Source organism: Collimonas sp. (assembly GCF_035566375.1).
Classification (GTDB): Bacteria; Pseudomonadota; Gammaproteobacteria; order Burkholderiales; family Burkholderiaceae_D; genus Collimonas.
Window position 1 is genome coordinate 19577 of sequence record NZ_DATMRK010000004.1, and the last position, 20322, is coordinate 39898.

Below are 20322 nucleotides of genomic sequence, written 5' to 3' on the forward strand. Positions count from 1 at the left end.
ATCTGTACAAGCGCTGGTAAAAACCATCATCAGCGCACCCAATCCTGCCGCTGCTTTCTGCTGCGGCCCCTATTTGTAATGCGCCAGCACTTTGGGGACGTATTTCTGCGTCTCGCCGTAACTCGGAATGCGATAGCCGGCACGGATCACCGCCTGCTCGCCGGCGTTATAGCCGGCCAGCGCGAGCTCCACATCGCCTTGAAATAATTTAAGCAGCCATTGGACGTATTCGGCGCCGGCGCGCACGTTTTCTCGCGGATTGAATGCGTCTGAAACGCCAAAGCGGCGGGCGGTCTCAGGCATCAGCTGCATTAATCCGCGCGCGCCCTTTGCAGATAGAGCCCGGGGGTTATAACCTGATTCAACCCTGATCATTGCATGCAGCAGATTAGGATCGAGGCCATGCTGACGAGCGGCCTCCTCCACCAGGGCTTTGAAAGCTTTAGGAATTTCGGAATTCTTTTCACTTGGTGCGCTGCCGAAATCGAGCACAACCTTGTCCACGCTTGAGGACGGTATCAATAACACCCTTGCCTCAGGGCTGCTGAAATTGGACAGAACGATTGTGCCCCCGGCACTCGTGCCGCTATACACCTGGGCGTTGGCGATGCCCGGCGCCGCTGATAGCAACACCGCCGTCGCCAACGCCCGGCACAACAGAACAACGGATGTTGTTATTTTAATTTTCATCTTTGCTCCCCATAGCAAAGATATAGCTCAAAACTGCGCGCAAAGAACTTGATGCAAACCCTATTACGGCATGGGTATTATTACCACCTCCCGATAAATAGTTAATGAGAACCATTTCAAAATATTGCGCAATATTGTATTCATTGAGAATGCCGATTCTTATATAGCGTCCTTAGTATTCAACAAATACATTTAAATAAAACAGGCAATAATTAATACATGGAAATTGAAATACTATAAATAGTAATTAACAACGACAAGGAATTAATTACTCTCATGAAATTGAAAATATTCAAACATCGGATAATAATCCGGCAATAATAGTTTCCATAAAAAGAAACATCGTGTTATTCACAAAGATTAATTTGAACTAAATCACGGTATAATTTTCCAAAATTTTCGACACGTGCCTATTTTCTTTCCGTGCCGGTAATTTTGTCCGTGAGCAGATATATTCCCACGCTCAGATTTTTGATGAATCCCCTAGTGAATATGCGCGTCAGCCAGGCATTTCATTATCAGATTAAAAGGAGATCGAATGTCCCAATTCCCATTTGATGGAATTAACAACTATTCGCAATAGTTTTAACTTTGCAATATTAATTACCGCTTTTTCTTGAGAAATTAAATAAACGCCATCTATTAATTTGTAAGCATTCGTAAAAATAGAAAGGCACTCTCATTTTATTATTTTTGTGATTTAAATAAGGATTCCCAATGGAATTATTTCGCCTGAGTATCGTGTATCTTCATCTTATCGCCTGCTGTGTAGCAATCGGTCTTGTTCTTACCAGTGATATCGCCATGGTCAACCAACTTATCAAGGGTGGCACTGCGGGAAAGCAAGAAAATGATCATTTGAACTCTCTTAAAAAGACGGTTTCCCTGGCACTCGTTGCGTTGTGGATAACTGGATTTGCAATCGTTTGGCTGGACGTATCTGCCAAAGGATTGGGATATTTCGCCAATCCAAAAATGCAGGCTAAATTGACCATCGTGGCGTTGTTGACGCTTAACGGCTTCGTTCTCCACAATGCGGTGATGCCGGCGATGGAAAAAGCCGGTTCGCTGCTGCAAATGGAGTTCAACCAACGCATGCTGGCAATTTTTGCTGGAGCGGTGTCGGCAGTATCCTGGTTTTACGCCGCCATGCTGGGCGTCGGCCGTCCCTTGGCCTGGAAATACTCGCTGGTACAATTGCTGGCCGCCTACCCTGCTCTGATCGTCACTGGCTTTGTAGCGATGGCGATGCTCACGGTTTGGTCCAAAAACCGCAGCAACCCGGATTTCCCTCAGTTTGTTGAGGCATATTCGAGAAAAATGAAGTAATTGAATCTGCGTGCAGGGCGCAACAGAACAAGCGCCCTGCACGTGCGATGTGTACAGCAAGCAGCACGGCGAGAGATTTGGCAATACCGAACGGTACGCAGTTGAAAGATAGTCGATCAAAGGCAGCGATGGCTGTGACTGAGCAAACAGATTCTTAGCCATAAAAGCAAAAAGCCCACCGAAGTGGGCTTTTTGCTTTTTTTTTGGAGGCGGGGGTCGGGATCGAACCGGCGTAAACGGCTTTGCAGGCCGCTGCATAACCACTTTGCTACCCCGCCAGGGGTATTAGCTACTGCAAAATCAAAACAATCCCGGCTAGACTAACATCAATCCGGCAACACGATCAGCTACTGATTTCACATAAAAAAAGGAAGCTTTTTCCAGCTTCCTTTTTTTTTAATCTGGAGCGGGAGAAGAGTCTCGAACTCTCGACCTCAACCTTGGCAAGGTTGCGCTCTACCAACTGAGCTACTCCCGCATTTGCTTCTTTGTCTGCATCAACAACAGAGACGACATTATAGTTGATCTACAGAGCTTGTCAACGATTTCGAAAAATATTCATCAGATTTTTTCGAAACACCGACTTTTACTTCACTGCTTGTTGTTTTCTTTTGCAGCGGTAGTTTCCTTGATCAGCGGCCAGGCCTTACGCAAATAGTAAAACATGGACCAGACCGTCAACACCGCTGCGATCAACAACAGCACCTGCCCCCAGAAACGGGTATCGATGCCAAGCAGGTCGCCATAATACAACAACATTGGGATGGCGACCATCTGTGCCGTGGTTTTAATTTTGCCGATCGAGCTTACCGCCACCGATTTCGACGCGCCGATTTGCGCCATCCATTCGCGCAAGGCGCTGATCGCAATCTCGCGGCCGATGATCACAAACGCGATGATGGGATCGACCCGCCCCAGATGCACCAGCACCAGCAAGGCGCCGGCGACCATCAGCTTGTCTGCGACCGGATCCAGGAAAGCGCCGAAAGCCGAAGTCTGGTTCCAGCGCCGCGCCAGAAAACCGTCGAACCAGTCGGTCACGGCGGCGACAATAAAAATGACGCTGGAGATCAAGCCCAATTGCAATGTTGAAAAACCGAGATCAGGAAGATAGAAAACGCCGACCACCAACGGGATCAATGCAACCCGCAGCCAGGTCAGTAAAATCGGAATATTAAAGGGCATAAAAAGGCATAAATAGTTTTATCGGTAGGAGGCCAACTGTTCCAATTATCTAGGAGTATGCCGCAGTTGGGAAACAAAACCTGCACAAGCGACAAGCAAAGACCGCGCATGCAACACTCAGCAACACTCAGCAACCCTCAGTGTAGTTGCTTGTAGATTTCCTCCGCCAGCAATCTCGAAATTCCCTCGACTGAGGCGATGTCTTCAATGCTGGCGTCCGCCACGCCGCGCAGCCCGCCAAAACGCGCCAGCAGCTTCTGGCGGCGTTTGGCGCCGATCCCCTCAATCTCTTCCAACCGCGAACTCTGGCGCGCCTTGGCGCGCTTGGCGCGCATGCCGGTGATGGCAAAGCGATGCGCCTCGTCGCGAATCTGCGCGATCAGCATCAAGGCCGCAGACTCCTTGCCCAACTCGCGTGCGGCGCGGCCGTCGGCGAAGATCAGCGTTTCCAGGCCGACCTTGCGCCCTTCGCCCTTGGCGACACCGACAATCAGGCTGATATCCAGTCCGAGTTCCGCCAGCACCTGGCGCGCCATTTCAACCTGGCCTTTGCCGCCATCGATCAGCACGATATCCGGCATCACGCCGTCGCCGTTGGCCACTTTCTCGTAGCGCCGCATCAGCACCTGGCGCATCGCTGCGTAATCGTCTCCAGGCGTGATGTCCTTGATGTTGTAGCGCCGGTATTCGCCGTTTTGCATGGTGTGATGATGGAACACCACACAGGACGCCTGGGTCGCCTCGCCCGAGGTATGACTGATATCGAAACACTCGGCGCGCAGACTATCGATATCCTCGACTTCCAGCCCGAGCACTTCGACCAGCGCACGCGTCCGGGATTGTTGCGAGCCCTGCTCCGACAACAATCTGGCGAGCGAAATTTCAGCCCCCTTTTGCGCCATCTCGAGCCATTGGCGGCGCTGTCCTTGCGGCTGGAACAGCAGGTTGATGCGATGGCCGCATTGCTCCATCAACACCACCATCAAGGCCGGCTCGTCGAACTCGATATTCAGGATCAAGGTGCCGGGAATAAAAGTATCGATGTAATGCTGCGCCAGAAAAGCCTTGAGTACGGCAATTTCAATGGTTTCACCCAGTGCCTCTTCCGGGTTCGACAAGGCGCCCTCGACATGGGTCGGAAAATAGGCGCGATCGCCCAAATGGCGGCCGCCGCGCACCATCGCCAGATTGACGCAGGCACGCCCGCCCTGCACGATCACGGCGACGATATCGATATCGCTGTCACCCACGGTTTCCATGCTTTGCTGATGCAGCACACGCGATAGCGCGGTGATCTGATTGCGCACCGCCGCCGCCTGTTCGAATTTCAGCTCGGCGGCAAAGGCGCGCATCTTTTGCTCCAGCGCCGTCAATACTTCAGTTTGCCGCCCACGCAGAAATTTGGCGGCGTTATCGACGTCGGTCAGGTAATCCTCACGGCTGACCAGATTTACGCAGGGCGCGCTGCAACGCTGGATCTGGTGCAGCAGGCAAGGCCTGGTGCGATTCGCAAACACACTGTCTTCACAGGTTCGTAGCAAGAACACCTTCTGCAAAATCTGCATCGATTCCTTGACCGCCCAGGCATTCGGAAACGGCCCGAAATACTGATTTTTTTTATCGACGGCGCCACGGTAGTAGGCCATGCGTGGATATTCCTGACCGCTGATCTTCAGGTAGGGATAGGATTTATCGTCGCGGAACAGGATGTTGTAGCGCGGCTGCAAGCTCTTGATCAGATTGCTTTCCAGGATCAAGGCTTCCGCTTCGCTGCGCGTCACCGTCGTCTCCAGCCGGGCGATGCGCTCGACCATCATGGCGGTGCGCGGGCTGGCGAGATTTTTTTGAAAATAGCTCGATACCCGCTTCTTCAGGTCGCGCGCCTTGCCGACATACAGGATGTTGTCGGCGGCGTCGAAATAGCGATACACGCCGGGCAGATTCGGCAACTTGGCGACGGTCTCTAGCACTACGGCGCGCGGATCGGGGATATCGGCAGTTTCAATTTCGGTCATGATGCAATGCTTTCAATTATCCATCATCGCTGTGACTACACCAATGATTGCACCAACGATCTGGCGGCCAGATAACGCGCATCTGTTTGCAGTGCGTCCCAATCCAATGCCGCTGTTTGCGGCGCCAGGGCCATCAGGTGTGCGCGGGATGCGGCTGCATCATCGCCAACAACACTTAAGCCCGCCAGCAGTTGATCCGCCTTGTCCGGCGAATTGCAAATCAGGACTACATCGCAACCGGCAGCCAACGCCGCCTTGGCGCCATCCAGCACACCGCCGGCCGAACCCGCAGCTTCCATGCTCAAATCGTCGCTGAAAATCACGCCGTTGAAACCGAGATCCTGGCGCAGGATGGTCAGCCATTTTTTAGAAAAACCGGCCGAGTGCTTATCGACTTTCGAATAAATCACATGCGCCGGCATCACCGCCGCCAGGCTCATGCCGAGCCAGTCATAGGGCTTGACATCTTCTTCCATGATCTGCGCCAGGCTACGCTCATCAATCGGCAGCGACACGTGCGAATCGCCCTGCACGTAGCCATGACCGGGAAAATGTTTGCCGCAATTGGCCATGCCGGCCAGCGCCAGGCCGTGATTCAAACTTTTCGCCAATAAGGTAACCACGCGCGGATCGCGATGAAAAGCCCGTTCGCCAATCACGCTGGAGCCGCCGAAATCGAGATCAAGCACAGGCGTAAACGACAGATCGACGCCGCAGGCGCGCAACTCGCTCGCCAGCACGAAACCGACTGCCGTTGCCGCTTTGGTCGCGCCCAGTACATCGCGATCCCATTGTTGTCCGAGCACCCGCATCGCCGGCAGACGGGTGAAACCATCGGTCCGAAAACGTTGCACCCGTCCGCCTTCATGATCGACCGCAATCAATATGCCCGGACGCGCCGCATGAATCGCTGCAGTCAGCGCGGTAAGCTGGGCCCGGTCCTGATAGTTGCGCGTGAACAGAATCACGCCGCCGGTGAGCGGATGTTGAATCCGGCGCAGATCGTCGGCGCTCAAAGCGGTGCCAACCACATCCAGCATGACAGGGCCGAGCGCCGCTTGACTACTACCGTTACTACTCATGTTTTCTCCACAATGACGAAGGCGACCGCGTATTCCACCTCATCGGTAATCGATACCTGAGCGGTCAAGCCGTTCTTTTGCATGTATTCTTCCAGCGCCGGGTTGACGACGACAATCGGCTTGCCGCTGGGTGCGTTCAGGGTTTGCATGGCGCGCCAGGTCATCGGCATCTTCATGCCCAAGCCGAGCGCTTTGGAAAACGCTTCTTTGGCGGCAAAGCGTGTCGCCAGAAAACGGATACCGCGGGCCTCTACCTTGGCCTTGCGCTGCAGGTATTTTTCCATTTCTTGCGGGCCAAGAATTTTTTCCGCAAAACGATCGCCGTTGCGCTGCAGCGCCGCCGCTATCCGGGGGATCTGAATGATGTCGGTGCCGATGCCATATATCATTACAAACCTTTCATCACAAGCCCTTCTATTTACCCAGGCGCGCTTTCACCATCAGGGCTTTCATCTCGCTAACGGCAGCTTTCCAGCCGACGAACACAGCATGCGCCACGATGGCGTGGCCGATGTTCAGTTCGGTGATATCCGGAATCGCGGCAATTGCCTGGGTGTTGGTGTAATGCAGGCCATGCCCGGCGTTGACCTTGAGGCCGCGCTTGACGCCCTCTTGCACCGCAACTTGCACCCGCTCCAGCTCGCTGCGTTGCCCGGCTTCGTCATGCGCTTCGGCATAACGCCCGGTGTGCAGTTCGATCACCGGTGCACCGACTTCTGCTGCAGCCTGGATCTGATCTGCTTCAGGATCGATGAACAGGCTGACACGGATGCCTTCGGCCTGCAACTGACGTACCGCCGCCTGCACCTGGTTGAAATATTTGACGACATCCAGGCCGCCCTCGGTAGTGATTTCATGGCGGCGTTCCGGCACCAGGCAAGAATCCTGCGGTTTGATCTTGCAGGAAAAATCGATCATTTCCTGGGTCACCGCCGCTTCCAGGTTCATCCGCGTGCGCAATAGCGGCCGGATCTTTTCGACATCGGCATCCTTGATGTGGCGCCGGTCTTCGCGCAAATGCAAAGTGATCGCATCGGCGCCCGCCTCTTCCGCCTGCAATGCGGCTTGCAGCGGATCAGGGTAAGTGGTGCCGCGTGCATTACGCAAAGTGGCGACGTGATCGATGTTGATGCCAAGGTCGATGATCGACGAAGTAGGATTGAGATAGCTCATCGTATGCTCAGGTAGTGGAGTTGGTTTTATCGGCGGCAGTCATCTGTACCCTCACAACTGCATCAGGTCGATCAGAATCTGCCGCGTATTCAATGGCGCGCCGCCCAGATGATAGGCCAGCAGGAAACGCATCAGCACCTTGCTCTGGGCCTGGGTGACGACATCGCTGTAATCTTCCCTTTCCATATCCAGCAAGGTCTTGCCGCTGACCCGCGGCCAGGAATCGGCTGCTCGCGCAAGACGCGGGCCGCGTTCGGGATCGACCACATAGTTCTCGGCGGGATCAACCGGCTGGCGGCTGCTGGTGCACCGGGTGAAATCACCGGCAACCCCGGTCTGCTTGAGCAGCGCTCTTTCGAACTGACGCAGGACAATCGGCGCCGGTTCCTGATGCGCCAGTTGATTCAATGTGGTGACATAGTGATCGAACAAAACCGCATGCGGATCGTCGCGCGCCACCAGTTTGACCAGCAGCTCATTCAGATAAAAGCCGCAGAGCAGAGCCGATTTTTCCAGCGGCAGCAAACCGCCGACCCATTCGGCGGCAATCAAGGTGCGGATTTCGGATTTGCCGCTCCAGCTCAGCGACAAGGGCTGGAAGGTTTGCAGCACGCCGCGCAATTTTGACAAGGGGCGTTTGGCGCCCTTGGCAACCAGGGCGATGCGGCCGTAATCGCGGCTGAAGACATCGATGATCAGGCTGGTTTCGCGATGCGGGTAGCTGTGCAGTACGAAACCGGGCTGGGCTGTGACGCGGGTATCGAGTGGCCGGGCGCGGCGTTTCGGCGGGCTGGCAGAAGTAGAAGCGGCGCCGGCGTCGTCGCTGATGATGGCGATCAATTGCTCTTCAACCACGGTGGTCGGCATGGCTGCTTCTCCGGCGGTATCGTCAGCGATGATGGCGCTCATGCTCAGTGGGGTATAGATCCGGGCTTATTCGTAGCCGTAGGCGCGTAATCCGGCTTCGTTATCGGCCCAGCCGGATTTCACTTTGACCCAGATTTCCAGATATACCGGGCCGCCGAACAGGCGTTCCATATCCAGCCGCGCCTGAGTGGAAATATCCTTGAGGCGGGCGCCCTTCTGGCCGATCACCATCGATTTGTGGGTGTCGCGCTCAACCAGGATCGCCGCAAACACCCGGCGCAGATTACCTTCAAGTTCGAATTTCTCGATCAGGACGGTGCTGGTATAAGGCAATTCATCGCCGACAAAACGGAATACTTTTTCACGCACGATCTCGGCCGCAAGAAATTTTTCGCTGCGATCGGTAATATCGTCTTCACCGAACATCGGCGGATTTGCCGGCAGATGCTTGCGGATTTCGCCTTGCAGATTGTCCAGCTGGAAGCGCAGCTTGGCCGACACCGGCACCACTGCGGCAAAATCGCGCATGGCGGCGATTTTTTGAGCGAACGGCAGCAATACGGCCTTGTCCTTGACCCGATCCGACTTGTTGATGACCAGGATGCAAGGCACATTGGCCGGCAATAGGGCCATCACCTGCTGATCGGCCGGGCCAAACGTGCCGGCTTCGATGATGTACAAAATGACGTCGGCCGCGGTCAGCGTCGTGGTCACGGTGCGGTTCAGGGTTTTGTTCAGCGCGTTCGAATGACGGGTCTGGAAGCCTGGTGTATCGACATACACAAACTGCGTGTCGGCCACGGTTTGAATCCCGGTAATCCGATGACGCGTGGTCTGCGCTTTGCGCGAAGTAATACTGACCTTGGCGCCGATCAGCTCGTTCATCAAGGTCGACTTGCCTACGTTGGGGCGCCCGACAATAGCTATGTAGCCGCAACGAAAATCAGCTGCAGCATCAGTCGATGCCTGGGGTGTAGAGTCTGTCATGCGGTTTTCGATTTACTCGTAGTATGGGGTGTTGTATTAGAAGAAGTTACGGCGGAAGTTACAGCGGGAGTTAGGGCGGCGGCGCTGGCGACCACGGTTTCCGTAGCGGGGCTGACCACATTATTTACCTTAGACGGGGCAACTGCTTCAGCGCTGCCGTTGGCGGCTGGCACATGCGCCTTGGCTGCTGCTTTGGCCGTCGCTACCTCAGCCGTGCCTTTGTCTTTGACCTGCACGACCGGTTTGCCAGCTTCATCCGGCGTGGCTTCCGGCGCATCCGGTTGAATCGTCGCAATCCCGCTCAATTTCAATTGCGCCGTACGTGGTTTGGCTTTGCGGGGCGCTGCAGGTGCTTTCACAAATGCTTTTTGCACCGCTTCCAGCGCCAGCTTGGCCGCGGCCTGTTCGCCGGCGCGGCGGCTGCCGCCATTGCCGAATACTTGAATATCCAGCTTCGGCACCAGACATTCGATTTCAAATTCCTGATTGTGCGCAGCGCCGTGGGTAGCCACCACATTGTATTGCGGCAAGGCGATTTTTTTCCCTTGCAAGTATTCCTGCAACAGGGTTTTTGCATCCTTGCCCAAGGTCTTGGGATCGACGGTATCCAGGATCGGGATATACAAAGCGCGGATCACATCGCGCGCCGCATCAAAACCGGCGTCCAGGAAAATCGCACCAAACAGCGCCTCCAGCGTATCGGCCAGAATCGAGGGCCGGCGAAAGCCGCCGGATTTCAACTCGCCCTCGCCCAGCCGCAGGAATTGCGACAATTCCAGCCTTTGCGCGATTTCATACAGCGATTGCTGCTTGACCAGATTGGCGCGCACCCGCGACAAATCGCCTTCGTCTATCTTGGTATAACGGTCAAACAATAATGACGCGACGACGCAGTTCAAAATCGAATCGCCGAGGAACTCCAACCGCTCGTTATGCAAGGTGCTATGGCTGCGATGCGTCAAGGCCTGCTGCAATAAAGTAGCATCCTTAAAAGTGTGGCCTAGCCGATTTTGCAATAACATGAGGTCCATTTTTTCGTCGACGTTTACGGTTGTCGTCCGCTGTGATTGTTCAACACTTGGCGCAATACCTCTCAAGACTTTGCGGTGCTGCCCGCATAATCGATCAACAAGCTGACAGGCCCGACCAGCGGGATTTTTTTCTGATACGCAAAGCTGATCTGGATATCGTCGCCATTCTTGGTGATTTCCAAGTCTTTTCCTGAAATTGCATCGATATAACCAACCTCGGCCTGCTTGTTAAACGCGGCCTGGATTTCCTGTACCGTGGTGCCAGCCGTCCTGGCGCTGGCTATCGCTTTTTTGATAGAAAAATATTCGATCGTAGTCGGCGTCACCTTGGCCACCAGCACGCCAATGCAGCCGAGAACCGCCAGAACAACGATCAAGCCGAATAATGTAATGCCTTGCTGCTTCCGTGTAGATCCGGAAATTCTTGTCATCCCTGACTCCGCAATGGTTTATTTAAAGAAAGTGCCGATACGTTTGAAATTACCCAAATTCATCCAAACCAAAAATGCTTTTCCGACAATGTTCTGATCCGGTACAAATCCCCAGTAGCGGCTGTCTTCGCTGTTATCCCGATTATCCCCCATCATGAAATAATTTCCAGCGGGAACTGTACAGGTGAAACCTTCCGGGTTATAGGAACAGGCGTCCTTGTTCGAAAAATCCATGACGCCTTCCAGCGAAATCGGCGGCTGGCCATTGCGCACAGCGATCGTATGTTGCACATTTGATAGGTTTTCCATGAATTGCTGGGAGTAATCCAGGCGGTCTTCATTCAGGTAATCCGGCAATGGCGCATAAGAAAGAGCTTGACCGTTAATTGTTAAGCGCTTGTTTCGGTAAGTTATTTTATCACCGGGCACCCCAACCACGCGCTTGATGTAATCGAGCGACATATCCTTCGGATATTTGAACACCATCACGTCGCCGCGCTGCGGATGATTCATTTCGATCACTTTTTTATTGATGATCGGCAGCCGGACGCCGTAGGTAAACTTGTTGACCAGGATCAGGTCGCCCACCAGCAGCGTCGGCACCATCGAACTGGATGGGATCTTGAATGGCTCATACAAGAACGAGCGCAAAAAGAACACCATGGCGATCACCGGGAAAAAGCTGCCGGAATACTCGACCCAGGTCGGCTGACGCAGCAGGTTTGCTTCCAGCGCGGCGCGGCCGCTGTTTTCAAGTTTGATGCCGTCGGCGCTCAGCTTGGCGTTGCGGGCGTCGAACTCGGACAGCGCTGCATCGGCCCTGACCCGCCGTTGCGTGCTCAGGTAGAAGCGGTCAAAAAACCAGATGACGCCGGTGACAACGGTCAAGACAAACAGGATTAATGCGAAATTTCCTAAGATTGATTGCAATGTCATTTTTCATCCACTTGTAAGATTGCCAGGAATGCTTCTTGCGGGATCTCGACGGAACCCACTTGCTTCATCCGTTTTTTACCGGCCTTCTGCTTTTCCAGCAATTTGCGCTTACGACTGATATCGCCGCCGTAGCATTTGGCCAGCACGTTCTTGCGCAAGGCCTTGACGTTTTCGCGCGAAATGATGTTGGCGCCGATCGCCGCTTGAATCGCGACGTCGAACATCTGGCGCGGAATCAATTCGCGCATCTTGGCGGCGACTGCGCGGCCGCGGTACTGGCTGTTGGCACGGTGCACGATAATCGCCAGCGCATCGACTTTTTCGCTGTTGATCAGCATGTCGACCTTGACCACGTCAGCTGAGCGGTATTCCTTGAATTCATAGTCCATCGAGGCGTAACCGCGCGAGGTTGACTTCAGGCGATCGAAGAAATCCAGCACCACCTCAGCCATCGGGATTTCGTAGGTCAGCTTGACCTGCTTGCCGTGATAGCTCATGTCGATCTGCTGCCCGCGTTTCTGGGTGCACAGCGTGATCACCGAGCCCACGTACTCTTGCGGCATGTACAGATTGACCGTGACGATAGGCTCGCGCACTTCTTCGATATTCGACGGATCCGGCATCTTCGACGGGTTATCCACCAGCATGATGCTGCCATCGCGCTTGACCACTTCGTAGATCACGGTAGGCGCAGTGGTGATGAGGTCCATGTCGAACTCGCGTTCGAGGCGTTCCTGGACGATTTCCATGTGCAGCAAACCGAGGAAGCCGCAGCGGAAGCCGAAACCCAGGGCCTGTGATACTTCAGGCTCGTATTGCAAGGCGGCGTCGTTCAGCTTGAGTTTTTCCAGCGAGTCGCGCAGTGCGTCGTACTGATTCGCCTCGACCGGGAACAAGCCGGCAAACACCTGCGGCTGCACTTCTTTAAAGCCGGGCAAGGCTTCGGCCGCGGGCTTGGATGCCAGCGTTACCGTGTCGCCGACCTTGGCTGCTTTTAATTCCTTGATGCCGGCAATGATGAAGCCCACCTGGCCCGCCGAGAGCGACTCGCGCGATTGCGACTTAGGCGTGAACACGCCGACGCTTTCGGTCAGATGCTGGGAACCAGTGGCCATCAGCAGGATCTTGTCCTTGGGCCGTAAAGTGCCGTTCTTGATACGCACCAGCATCACGACGCCGACATAATTATCGAACCAGGAATCGACAATCAACGCTTGTAAAGGAGCGTCCGGATCACCTTTCGGCGGCGGCACTTTGACAATCAGCGACTCCAGCACTTCGCGCACGCCGAGCCCCGTCTTGGCCGAGCAATGCACGGCGTCGTGGGCGTCAATCCCGATCACGTCTTCGATTTCGGCAATTGCGTTGTCAGGATCGGCCGAAGGCAGGTCGATCTTGTTCAGCACCGGCACCACTTCCACACCAAGATCCAGTGCTGTATAGCAGTTGGCCACGGTCTGCGCTTCCACCCCTTGCGAGGCGTCGACCACCAGCAACGCACCTTCGCAAGCGGACAGAGAACGGCTGACTTCGTAGCTGAAATCGACGTGACCCGGGGTGTCGATCAGGTTCAGATTGTAGATCTGTCCGTCCAGCGCCTTGTAAGACAGCGCCGCGGTCTGGGCCTTGATCGTGATGCCGCGCTCGCGCTCAATATCCATTGAGTCGAGTACCTGGGCCTCCATTTCACGATCGGACAAGCCGCCGCAGGATTGGATGATACGGTCCGCCAGGGTAGATTTACCGTGGTCGATATGGGCGATGATGGAGAAATTACGGATGTTGTTCATTGACAGACGCGATTACAAAAAAGGCGCTCTGAGCCGGGATGTCCCAGGCGAGCGCCTTTTATGACAGGTTATTCAGTGCCGCCATTTTACCGGATTTCAGAGGGGAAAACCGACAAATCAGAGGCCCGAAGATATTGCTGACCAGTATAACAAGGAAAGCGATTTATCAACATACTCCTACAAGTATCTTAAAAACACCTTAAACAGAGGGCCGCAAGGGCTTCTTTTTATATTTCCGGATAGGAGTATGTGAAATATCATTTCCACGAAGAAAATAAAATTATCATATAAGCACTTATTCCGGCGCCCAAGAGAGCGGGGTTCAAACGCCCTCGCTTAAGAAACTCTTTACCAACTCGACATTCAGAAAATAATGGCAAAGTTGCATCGGCTCCTGGCCATCCTTGTTCCCCACAAGCACAGGGACCAACTCATCATATTTAGCCACCAGCTCAGGATCCGCGTCGACATCGATCAATTCAACGGTAAAGCGGTCCGCCGCGCTGTCCACAACGTAGCCCGCGGCGTTTTCATCGGGCGCCTGCAAAACCAGCAGCGCCTGCAGCATGTCTTCGCAAAGATGACAGTAAGAACGACTGTACAGAATGAAGTGTGGTTTTGACATGAATATTCCTGAACTTCGAAAGACATGGCTGGCGCAACAAATTTGGATTAAGCCTGGGCCGGCAAAAAGACAAAAAGCTGCAGACCTCGACAGTCTGCAGCTCTAGACAACAGCAATCAGCCCAATCAGTTACTTGGACGCAGCGGCACGAATTGCGATGACTCGCCACGACGCACCAGCAGCACCGCCATTTTCTTCGGCTCCAGCTTGGCCACCAGGGCGTTGAACTGCTTGGCATCCTTGATATCGGTATTGTTCAAGCGCTGCACCACGTCGCCGGTACGCAGACCAACCCGCGCCGCGCCACCGTCGGCTGTCTCGATCAACACGCCGCCATCGATGCCCAGCTCTTTCTTCTTGGCTTCGCTCAAATCACTGACCGTCAGACCAAGCGCGTTGGCAACCTGTTCTTTCTTCGGCTTGGCGTCATCATCCGAAGCGACTTTGTCCGCGGCCAGCTCCGTGACCGTGATAGGGAAGTCGCGACTGCTGCCCTTGCGCCAGACGCTGATCGTGCCACGCGCCCCTGGCTTGGTATTGCCGACCAGGCGCGGCAAGTCGTTCGCCTTATCGATCGCCACACCGTTAAATTTCAAGATGATGTCGCCGGCCTGCAAGCCAGCTTTAGCAGCCGGCCCGTCCGCCTCGACTCTGGCGACCAATGCGCCCTCAGCCTTGGGTAAGCCCAGTGACTCAGCCACGTCTTTGGTTACCTCGCCAATTTGCACGCCAATCCGGCCACGCGTCACTTTGCCCGATGCTTTCAACTGGTCCGACACACGCATGGCTTCGTCGATCGGCACTGCAAACGAAATCCCCATGAAGCCGCCGGAGCGGCTATAGATTTGGGAGTTGATGCCAACCACTTCGCCGCGCATGTTGATCAAGGGGCCGCCGGAATTACCCGGGTTGACTGCGACGTCGGTCTGGATCAAAGGCAGGTAGTCGCCGGTATCACGTGCTTTCGCCGAAATGATGCCGGCGGTCACGGTATTTTCCAGGCCGAATGGCGAACCGATCGCCAGCACCCATTCACCGGCCTTGATCTTGTCGGAATCGCCCATCGTCAGGCGAGGTAAATTGGCGCCGTCGATTTTCAACAAAGCAACGTCGCTGCGGGTGTCCGCACCTATCACCTTGGCTTTGAATTCGCGCTTGTCGGTCAATGTCACATACACTTCGCTAGCGCCGTCGATCACGTGCGCATTAGTCATGACGTAACCGTCGGCCGAAATCACGAAGCCGGAACCGACGCCGCGCGGCACTTCTTCCTGCTGCTTGGGATCAGCCTTGCGGCCACGTTGACCAGGGACTTGCGAGCGCGGCACGTTTGGCACAGGGACACCAAAAAAGCGGCGGAAGAAATCTTGCATTTCATCGTCGCTAGGGTCGCCTGAATCACCTTGCCCGGAACCGCTTTTTATTTTTTCAGTGGTACGAATATTGACCACGGCAGGGCCGGTTTTTTCGACGATATCGGTAAAGTCCGGCAATCCGGATACCGACGCCGCGATTGCCTGCGGGCCGACGCCCATCATGGCAGGAACAAAAAAAGCGGCTGTCGCACTGACAACCACTGCAGATAAAACGTAACTAACCGGACCTAGCGTTTTCATAGTCATAGAGTTTTATTTGTTTTTGAGTTCAATCGAATTGGCCACCTGCCTCATCGCCGCCGGCGGCACATCGCCGACAATCGTCAGCCAATAGTCGCCTTGCCGCTTACCGACGATGTTTAACGCCCCCTGCTGCAAAGATCCCTCGGTACGGCTTTGATTGCCTGGTTCGATAAATATCGAAATCGCCACCAGTCCGTCTGAAAAAATCAGCTGTGAAACTTCACGTCGCGCAACCGGCATCACCGGCGAGCCTGCAGCGCTCTTCGCGGCCGGGGCATCAGCCACCATACGCTTGAGCTCACGTACTTTCTTGAACCCGGCCGGCATGCCAGTCACCGTCCACTCGTTCAGATTGGCCGGATTGATCACGCTACTCTCCGTGTGCCAGGCAGTGGTGTTACCAAAACTCGGCTTCAGGTGACTATGATCGACGTTGCCTATGCCAATCTGGGTAAATGAAATCTGCTCGACGATTTCATTCTTGCCGTTCAAGGTTTGCGCCCGCAACAACAAGCCGGAATTTTTTTCCGCCCACAGCTTGTAGCCATAACGCATATTGTCCTTGGGCTCCAGCAGCACAGCCTGGCAATCGAAACCGGCAACGCGCCCGGTTTCGCCCATTTTCACGTTGTAATAATCGGTCAGGTCGGCTGGCAGCGCCGCCAGAATCGCCGGGAACCCGTCTTGTGTGACGCGCTTCTCGACTATCTTGGTTTTAGTCTCCGGCATATAGCAGGTGACATCTTCGTTACGCCGGATATATTCACGCGGCTGACCATCGAGAATTTCCAGTTTCTCTACTTCGTTCCGGCCTTCCAGCACGTGCGTGATACGTGAGGTACGTATCTGATTCGCCTGCTGATAGACAAAGGTTCCGGAATAATTCAGCTTTTGCGCTGCCGACTGGATTTTTTTCAGCAGTGCCTGCGCCTCCTGTTTGTCAGCCGCATTTGCTGCATCTGTGCTTTCCGCCTGTGCGGAAAGCACCATGACCAGCGACAGAACAACTCCAAGCAAGACCCGCGTCTGCCGCATATTAGTTATCAGCATCAGGTGCAAATGTGGCCGGCCGCGCGTATTGCGCAGCACTATAGAGAGAAGGAGAAAAACGTTGATGTGCTGTCAGGTATTCATCCATCCGGGAATCCCGTAACACACCTCCGGCATGTGTGACGACATGATCTTCACCGACAGCAGATGCAGACGCCAGGGCCAGTTGCGACGTTGTCGCCACAGTGGGCGCCGGACCGCTGACCACCGCTGTTTGCGGGGTGATAATGAACGCCGCAGCCGCTACCGCCGCAGCCGCCATGCCTGGCAAGGCAAAGCGTTTGATGGAACGTTTGGCGCCCACCACACCGACGCGAATAGGTTGGCCGCCACCTACAGCGATATGCTCGGAGGACTGCGCGGTGGCGGCCAATGGCGCAGCAATAATAGTCGGCTCAGCATCCAGCCGTGCTGCCATGCGGGCAGCAAAATCCGGACTCATGGTCAACGCCATATCATCCGAACGCATGATGTCGCCTATCTGATGATAAACGTCCCATGTGTCGCGACCGTCTGTTTGACGCAAAGCGGCCAACGCCATATCCACATAGGCACTGGATAACTCCCCATCAGCCAAGGCAGAAATCTGCTCTTGGGTCATATCTTTGGTATTCATAAGTCACCTTAAAACCTGGCCAACCCCTTCGTTCCCGAAAAACCACTATCTTTTTTTAACAACGTTTTTACCAACGTTTGTCGATGGCCGTATCCAGCAACGGCCTCAACTTATCTGCGATAGCTTCCCGTGCCCTAAATATCCGACTGCGTACCGTTCCTATCGGACATCCCATTGCTTCAGCAATTTCGTCATAACTCAAACCCTCAATCTCGCGCAAGGTAATCGCCGTACGCAACTCTGCCGGCAACGCCTCCATCGCAGTATTCACGGTTTGTGCTATCTGCTTGGTGGCCAGCAACGATTCAGGAGTGTTTATATCCCTTAGTTGCTCGCCGTCGTCAAAAGTTTCTGCTTCCTCAGAATTTGCCTCGGTTGAGGTGGGCGCTCTGCGCCCCTGGGTCACCAAATAGTTCTTAGCGGTATTAATGCCGATCCGATACAACCAGGTATAAAAGGCAGAGTCGCCCCTAAACTGAGGCAGCGCCCGGTAAGCCTTGATAAAGGCTTCCTGCACAACATCCTCGGCTTCTGCCTGATCGCGCACCAGGCGCGACACAAGACGCATCAGCTTGCGTTGGTATTTAATAACCAAGAGCTCGAACGCCTTCTTATCGCCACGCTGTACGCGCTCGACAAGCAGTTGATCAATTTCGCGTTCTGTCGTCAATCCCCATTCCCTTGTTTTGTTGCGACTTGCATGCGGGCGCGGAAATAGATAGTAAGCAATGATAAAAATTCAAGAAAGTGCTTATTCATTATCCAATCCAGCGGATCCCGTTTTATTCGTCCGCGACGCAATCCAGCGACATGCCACGGATAAATTTCGGAAAGTGTCGTTAGAAACACAATCAGGCAGTATAGCGATTGTTCGGACCGAGCCGCTATCCAATCGAAGGCGCAGCAGCAGTAAATGTGACCAGAGAGTAGTGCCACCAAGCATTTTTGCTGGCAATGGTATCTGTTTAGTGGCGGGCATGGCCCGTGCGGTTGCCATATCGGCAATCCTGATGCGGCCGCTTCCAGAAATCTCGATTTGAACAATATGCCTGCTACGATAGTAGCGCGTTATCCCGTAAATAGCCGCTGATATACACAGCACAGCCAGAGCAAGACGCTCAGGTAACGGCAAATCGCCAACAGCACCGCCTGCAATCAGGATGCCAACCGCAGCGGCCAGCAGACACTGCAAGCCAACCATTACCGACAATGCCTTGGAAGGCTTGATCGTGGCTGACAGGGCGATCGACATCATGGCAAGCTTAAAACGAAAATCGAACCGGCATCCGCAGAAACCGGTTCGAAGCCTGTTGCAAAAGTTTAGATTTTGCCAAAAACCAGGGTGCCATTCGTGCCGCCAAAGCCGAATGAATTTTTGACTGCGATGTCTATTTTCATGTCCCGTGCAGTGTTGGCACAGTAATCAAGATCGCATTCAGGATCCTGATTGAAAATATTGGTAGTCGGCGGCGAGATTTGATTATGTATAGCCAGCACGGTAAATACCGACTCCAGGCCACCGGCGCCGCCCAACAAATGCCCGGTCATCGACTTGGTCGAATTCACCACCAGCTTATACGCATGATCACCGAAAGCCGCCTTGATCGCTTCCGTTTCATTCTTGTCGCCCAACGGCGTCGAAGTACCGTGCGCATTCAAGTATTGCACCTGATCGGCGTTGATACCGGCGTCGCGCAAAGCACTCCCCACGCAACGACGCGGACCGTCCAGGCTAGGCGCCGTCATGTGATAAGCATCGCCACTCATGCCGAAGCCGAGCAGTTCCGCATAAATCTTGGCGCCGCGCGCCTTGGCGTGTTCGTATTCCTCGAGCACCAGCACGCCGGCGCCCTCACCCAATACGAAACCATCCCGATCCTTGTCCCACGGACGTGAGGCGGTAGCAGGATCGTCATTACGCGATGACAGGGCACGCGCCGATGCAAAACCGCCGACCCCTAGCGGAGACACGCTTGATTCTGCACCGCCGGCAATCATCACGTCGGCATCGCCGTACTGAATCATGCGGCCGGCTGCACCGATACAATGCAAGCCTGTGGTGCAAGCAGTCACGATCGCCAAATTCGGTCCTTTAAGACCGTATTTGATCGACAGATTGCCCGAAATCATATTGATGATCGATGCCGGGATAAAAAACGGACTAATCCGGCGCGGACCGCGATTGGTCAGCTCGGCGTGCGTCTCTTCGATCAACGGCAAACCACCAATGCCTGAGCCGATGATGACGCCTATCCGCTCAGCATTAGTTTCAGTTACTTCCAGGCCACTGTCTTGCATCGCCTGCATCCCCGCCGCCATGCCATAGTGGATAAAAGTATCCATATGCCGTGCTTCTTTGGCAGGAATGTAATCTTCGATATTGAAGCCCTTCACTTCCCCCGCAAAACGCGTGGAAAAAGCAGTGGCATCAAACTTGGTGATGGTCGCGATCCCTGATTTGCCTGAGATAATCGCACTCCACGCATCGGCAATCGTATTGCCGACCGGTGAAATGCAACCCAGGCCAGTTATCACAACGCGGCGTTCACGTGTGCGGCTCAAGCGGTTCTCCTGGAAACATTCAAAGCTTGCTTAGGCCGCCTTAACGTGGGCCTTAGCGTAATCAATAGCTTGTTGCACTGTAGTGATCTTTTCGGCTTGTTCGTCAGGGATTTCCATTTCGAACTCATCTTCCAGTGCCATCACCAGTTCAACTGTGTCGAGTGAATCAGCACCCAGATCGTTAACAAACGATGACTCGATCTTGATGTCAGCTTCTGCGACGCCCAGTTGCTCAGCGACGATTTTTTTAACGCGTTGTTCGATATCGGACATGTGATGCCTCCATTAGGTTACAGAAAGTGCGCGCATTTTAGCAGGTTTGCGCATTGAAAAT

General features: G+C 54.3%; 21 protein-coding genes and 2 tRNA genes. 1 reads left to right on the forward strand and 22 read right to left on the reverse strand.

Features of this window, described 5'->3' with window-relative positions; genetic code table 11:
- Window positions 1-69: 69 nt before the first annotated feature.
- Window positions 70-690, reverse strand: a complete 621-nt coding sequence (locus VNZ60_RS00755; protein ID WP_325656213.1) for a lytic transglycosylase domain-containing protein — start codon at window positions 688-690, stop codon at window positions 70-72.
- 717 nt (window positions 691-1407) lie between these two features.
- On the opposite strand from VNZ60_RS00755, the gene VNZ60_RS00760 reads away from it, so the two are divergent.
- Complete coding sequence (locus VNZ60_RS00760) at window positions 1408-2019, forward strand: hypothetical protein (RefSeq protein ID WP_325656215.1); 612 nt, start codon at window positions 1408-1410, stop codon at window positions 2017-2019.
- Window positions 2020-2223: 204 nt separating this feature from the next.
- Here the strand turns inward: VNZ60_RS00760 and VNZ60_RS00765 are convergent.
- The 21 genes from VNZ60_RS00765 to acpP form a co-directional block, all read right to left on the reverse strand.
- A tRNA-Cys gene (locus tag VNZ60_RS00765) sits at window positions 2224-2297 on the reverse strand.
- Window positions 2298-2421: 124 nt separating this feature from the next.
- Window positions 2422-2497 (reverse strand) — tRNA-Gly (locus VNZ60_RS00770).
- Between the two features lie 113 nt (window positions 2498-2610).
- Window positions 2611-3204: a CDP-diacylglycerol--glycerol-3-phosphate 3-phosphatidyltransferase gene (gene pgsA / locus VNZ60_RS00775; RefSeq protein ID WP_325656217.1), complete on the reverse strand. Its 594-nt coding sequence runs from the start codon at window positions 3202-3204 to the stop codon at window positions 2611-2613.
- A gap of 137 nt (window positions 3205-3341) precedes the next feature.
- Window positions 3342-5219: an excinuclease ABC subunit UvrC gene (gene uvrC / locus VNZ60_RS00780; protein ID WP_325656219.1), complete on the reverse strand. Its 1878-nt coding sequence runs from the start codon at window positions 5217-5219 to the stop codon at window positions 3342-3344.
- A gap of 35 nt (window positions 5220-5254) precedes the next feature.
- Window positions 5255-6301, reverse strand: a complete 1047-nt coding sequence (nagZ, locus tag VNZ60_RS00785) for a beta-N-acetylhexosaminidase (protein ID WP_325656221.1) — start codon at window positions 6299-6301, stop codon at window positions 5255-5257.
- The gene (gene acpS, locus VNZ60_RS00790; RefSeq protein ID WP_325656223.1) at window positions 6298-6690 is read right to left on the reverse strand and encodes a holo-ACP synthase; all 393 of its coding nucleotides are present in this window, start codon (window positions 6688-6690) and stop codon (window positions 6298-6300) included. The genes nagZ and acpS overlap by 4 nt, the downstream gene beginning before the upstream one ends.
- Window positions 6691-6715: 25 nt before the next feature.
- Complete coding sequence (gene pdxJ, locus VNZ60_RS00795) at window positions 6716-7474, reverse strand: pyridoxine 5'-phosphate synthase (protein ID WP_325656225.1); 759 nt, start codon at window positions 7472-7474, stop codon at window positions 6716-6718.
- Between the two features lie 51 nt (window positions 7475-7525).
- Window positions 7526-8383 (reverse strand): DNA repair protein RecO, encoded by an 858-nt coding sequence (recO, locus tag VNZ60_RS00800; protein ID WP_325656226.1) that lies wholly within the window; start codon window positions 8381-8383, stop codon window positions 7526-7528.
- 24 nt (window positions 8384-8407) lie between these two features.
- Window positions 8408-9328, reverse strand: coding sequence for a GTPase Era (gene era, locus VNZ60_RS00805; RefSeq protein WP_211462958.1), 921 nt, complete (start codon window positions 9326-9328; stop codon window positions 8408-8410).
- Window positions 9325-10359: a ribonuclease III gene (gene rnc, locus VNZ60_RS00810; RefSeq protein WP_325656229.1), complete on the reverse strand. Its 1035-nt coding sequence runs from the start codon at window positions 10357-10359 to the stop codon at window positions 9325-9327. The genes era and rnc overlap by 4 nt, the downstream gene beginning before the upstream one ends.
- A gap of 62 nt (window positions 10360-10421) precedes the next feature.
- The gene (locus tag VNZ60_RS00815; RefSeq protein WP_325656231.1) at window positions 10422-10790 is read right to left on the reverse strand and encodes a DUF4845 domain-containing protein; all 369 of its coding nucleotides are present in this window, start codon (window positions 10788-10790) and stop codon (window positions 10422-10424) included.
- Between the two features lie 18 nt (window positions 10791-10808).
- Window positions 10809-11726, reverse strand: a complete 918-nt coding sequence (gene lepB, locus VNZ60_RS00820; RefSeq protein ID WP_325656233.1) for a signal peptidase I — start codon at window positions 11724-11726, stop codon at window positions 10809-10811.
- The gene (lepA, locus tag VNZ60_RS00825) at window positions 11723-13516 is read right to left on the reverse strand and encodes a translation elongation factor 4 (RefSeq protein WP_325656235.1); all 1794 of its coding nucleotides are present in this window, start codon (window positions 13514-13516) and stop codon (window positions 11723-11725) included. Before lepA ends, lepB begins: the two co-directional genes overlap by 4 nt.
- A gap of 322 nt (window positions 13517-13838) precedes the next feature.
- On the reverse strand, window positions 13839-14141 hold the full coding sequence (locus VNZ60_RS00830) for a glutaredoxin family protein (RefSeq protein ID WP_325656237.1): 303 nt from the start codon (window positions 14139-14141) through the stop codon (window positions 13839-13841).
- Between the two features lie 125 nt (window positions 14142-14266).
- Window positions 14267-15679: a DegQ family serine endoprotease gene (locus VNZ60_RS00835; RefSeq protein WP_414648748.1), complete on the reverse strand. Its 1413-nt coding sequence runs from the start codon at window positions 15677-15679 to the stop codon at window positions 14267-14269.
- A gap of 90 nt (window positions 15680-15769) precedes the next feature.
- Window positions 15770-16795 (reverse strand): MucB/RseB C-terminal domain-containing protein, encoded by a 1026-nt coding sequence (locus VNZ60_RS00840; RefSeq protein WP_325656258.1) that lies wholly within the window; start codon window positions 16793-16795, stop codon window positions 15770-15772.
- Window position 16796: 1 nt separating this feature from the next.
- Window positions 16797-17426 carry a sigma-E factor negative regulatory protein gene (locus tag VNZ60_RS00845; protein WP_325656241.1) on the reverse strand — a complete coding sequence of 210 codons (630 nt, stop codon included), beginning with the start codon at window positions 17424-17426 and terminating at the stop codon, window positions 16797-16799.
- Window positions 17427-17493: 67 nt separating this feature from the next.
- Complete coding sequence (gene rpoE, locus VNZ60_RS00850; protein WP_014006857.1) at window positions 17494-18096, reverse strand: RNA polymerase sigma factor RpoE; 603 nt, start codon at window positions 18094-18096, stop codon at window positions 17494-17496.
- An 81-nt stretch (window positions 18097-18177) separates the two neighbouring features.
- Window positions 18178-18681, reverse strand: a complete 504-nt coding sequence (locus tag VNZ60_RS00855) for a flagellar hook-length control protein (protein WP_325656248.1) — start codon at window positions 18679-18681, stop codon at window positions 18178-18180.
- Between the two features lie 65 nt (window positions 18682-18746).
- Window positions 18747-19988: a beta-ketoacyl-ACP synthase II gene (fabF, locus tag VNZ60_RS00860; RefSeq protein ID WP_325656250.1), complete on the reverse strand. Its 1242-nt coding sequence runs from the start codon at window positions 19986-19988 to the stop codon at window positions 18747-18749.
- 30 nt (window positions 19989-20018) lie between these two features.
- On the reverse strand, window positions 20019-20261 hold the full coding sequence (gene acpP / locus VNZ60_RS00865; protein WP_038487422.1) for an acyl carrier protein: 243 nt from the start codon (window positions 20259-20261) through the stop codon (window positions 20019-20021).
- Between the last annotated feature and the right edge of the window lie 61 nt (window positions 20262-20322).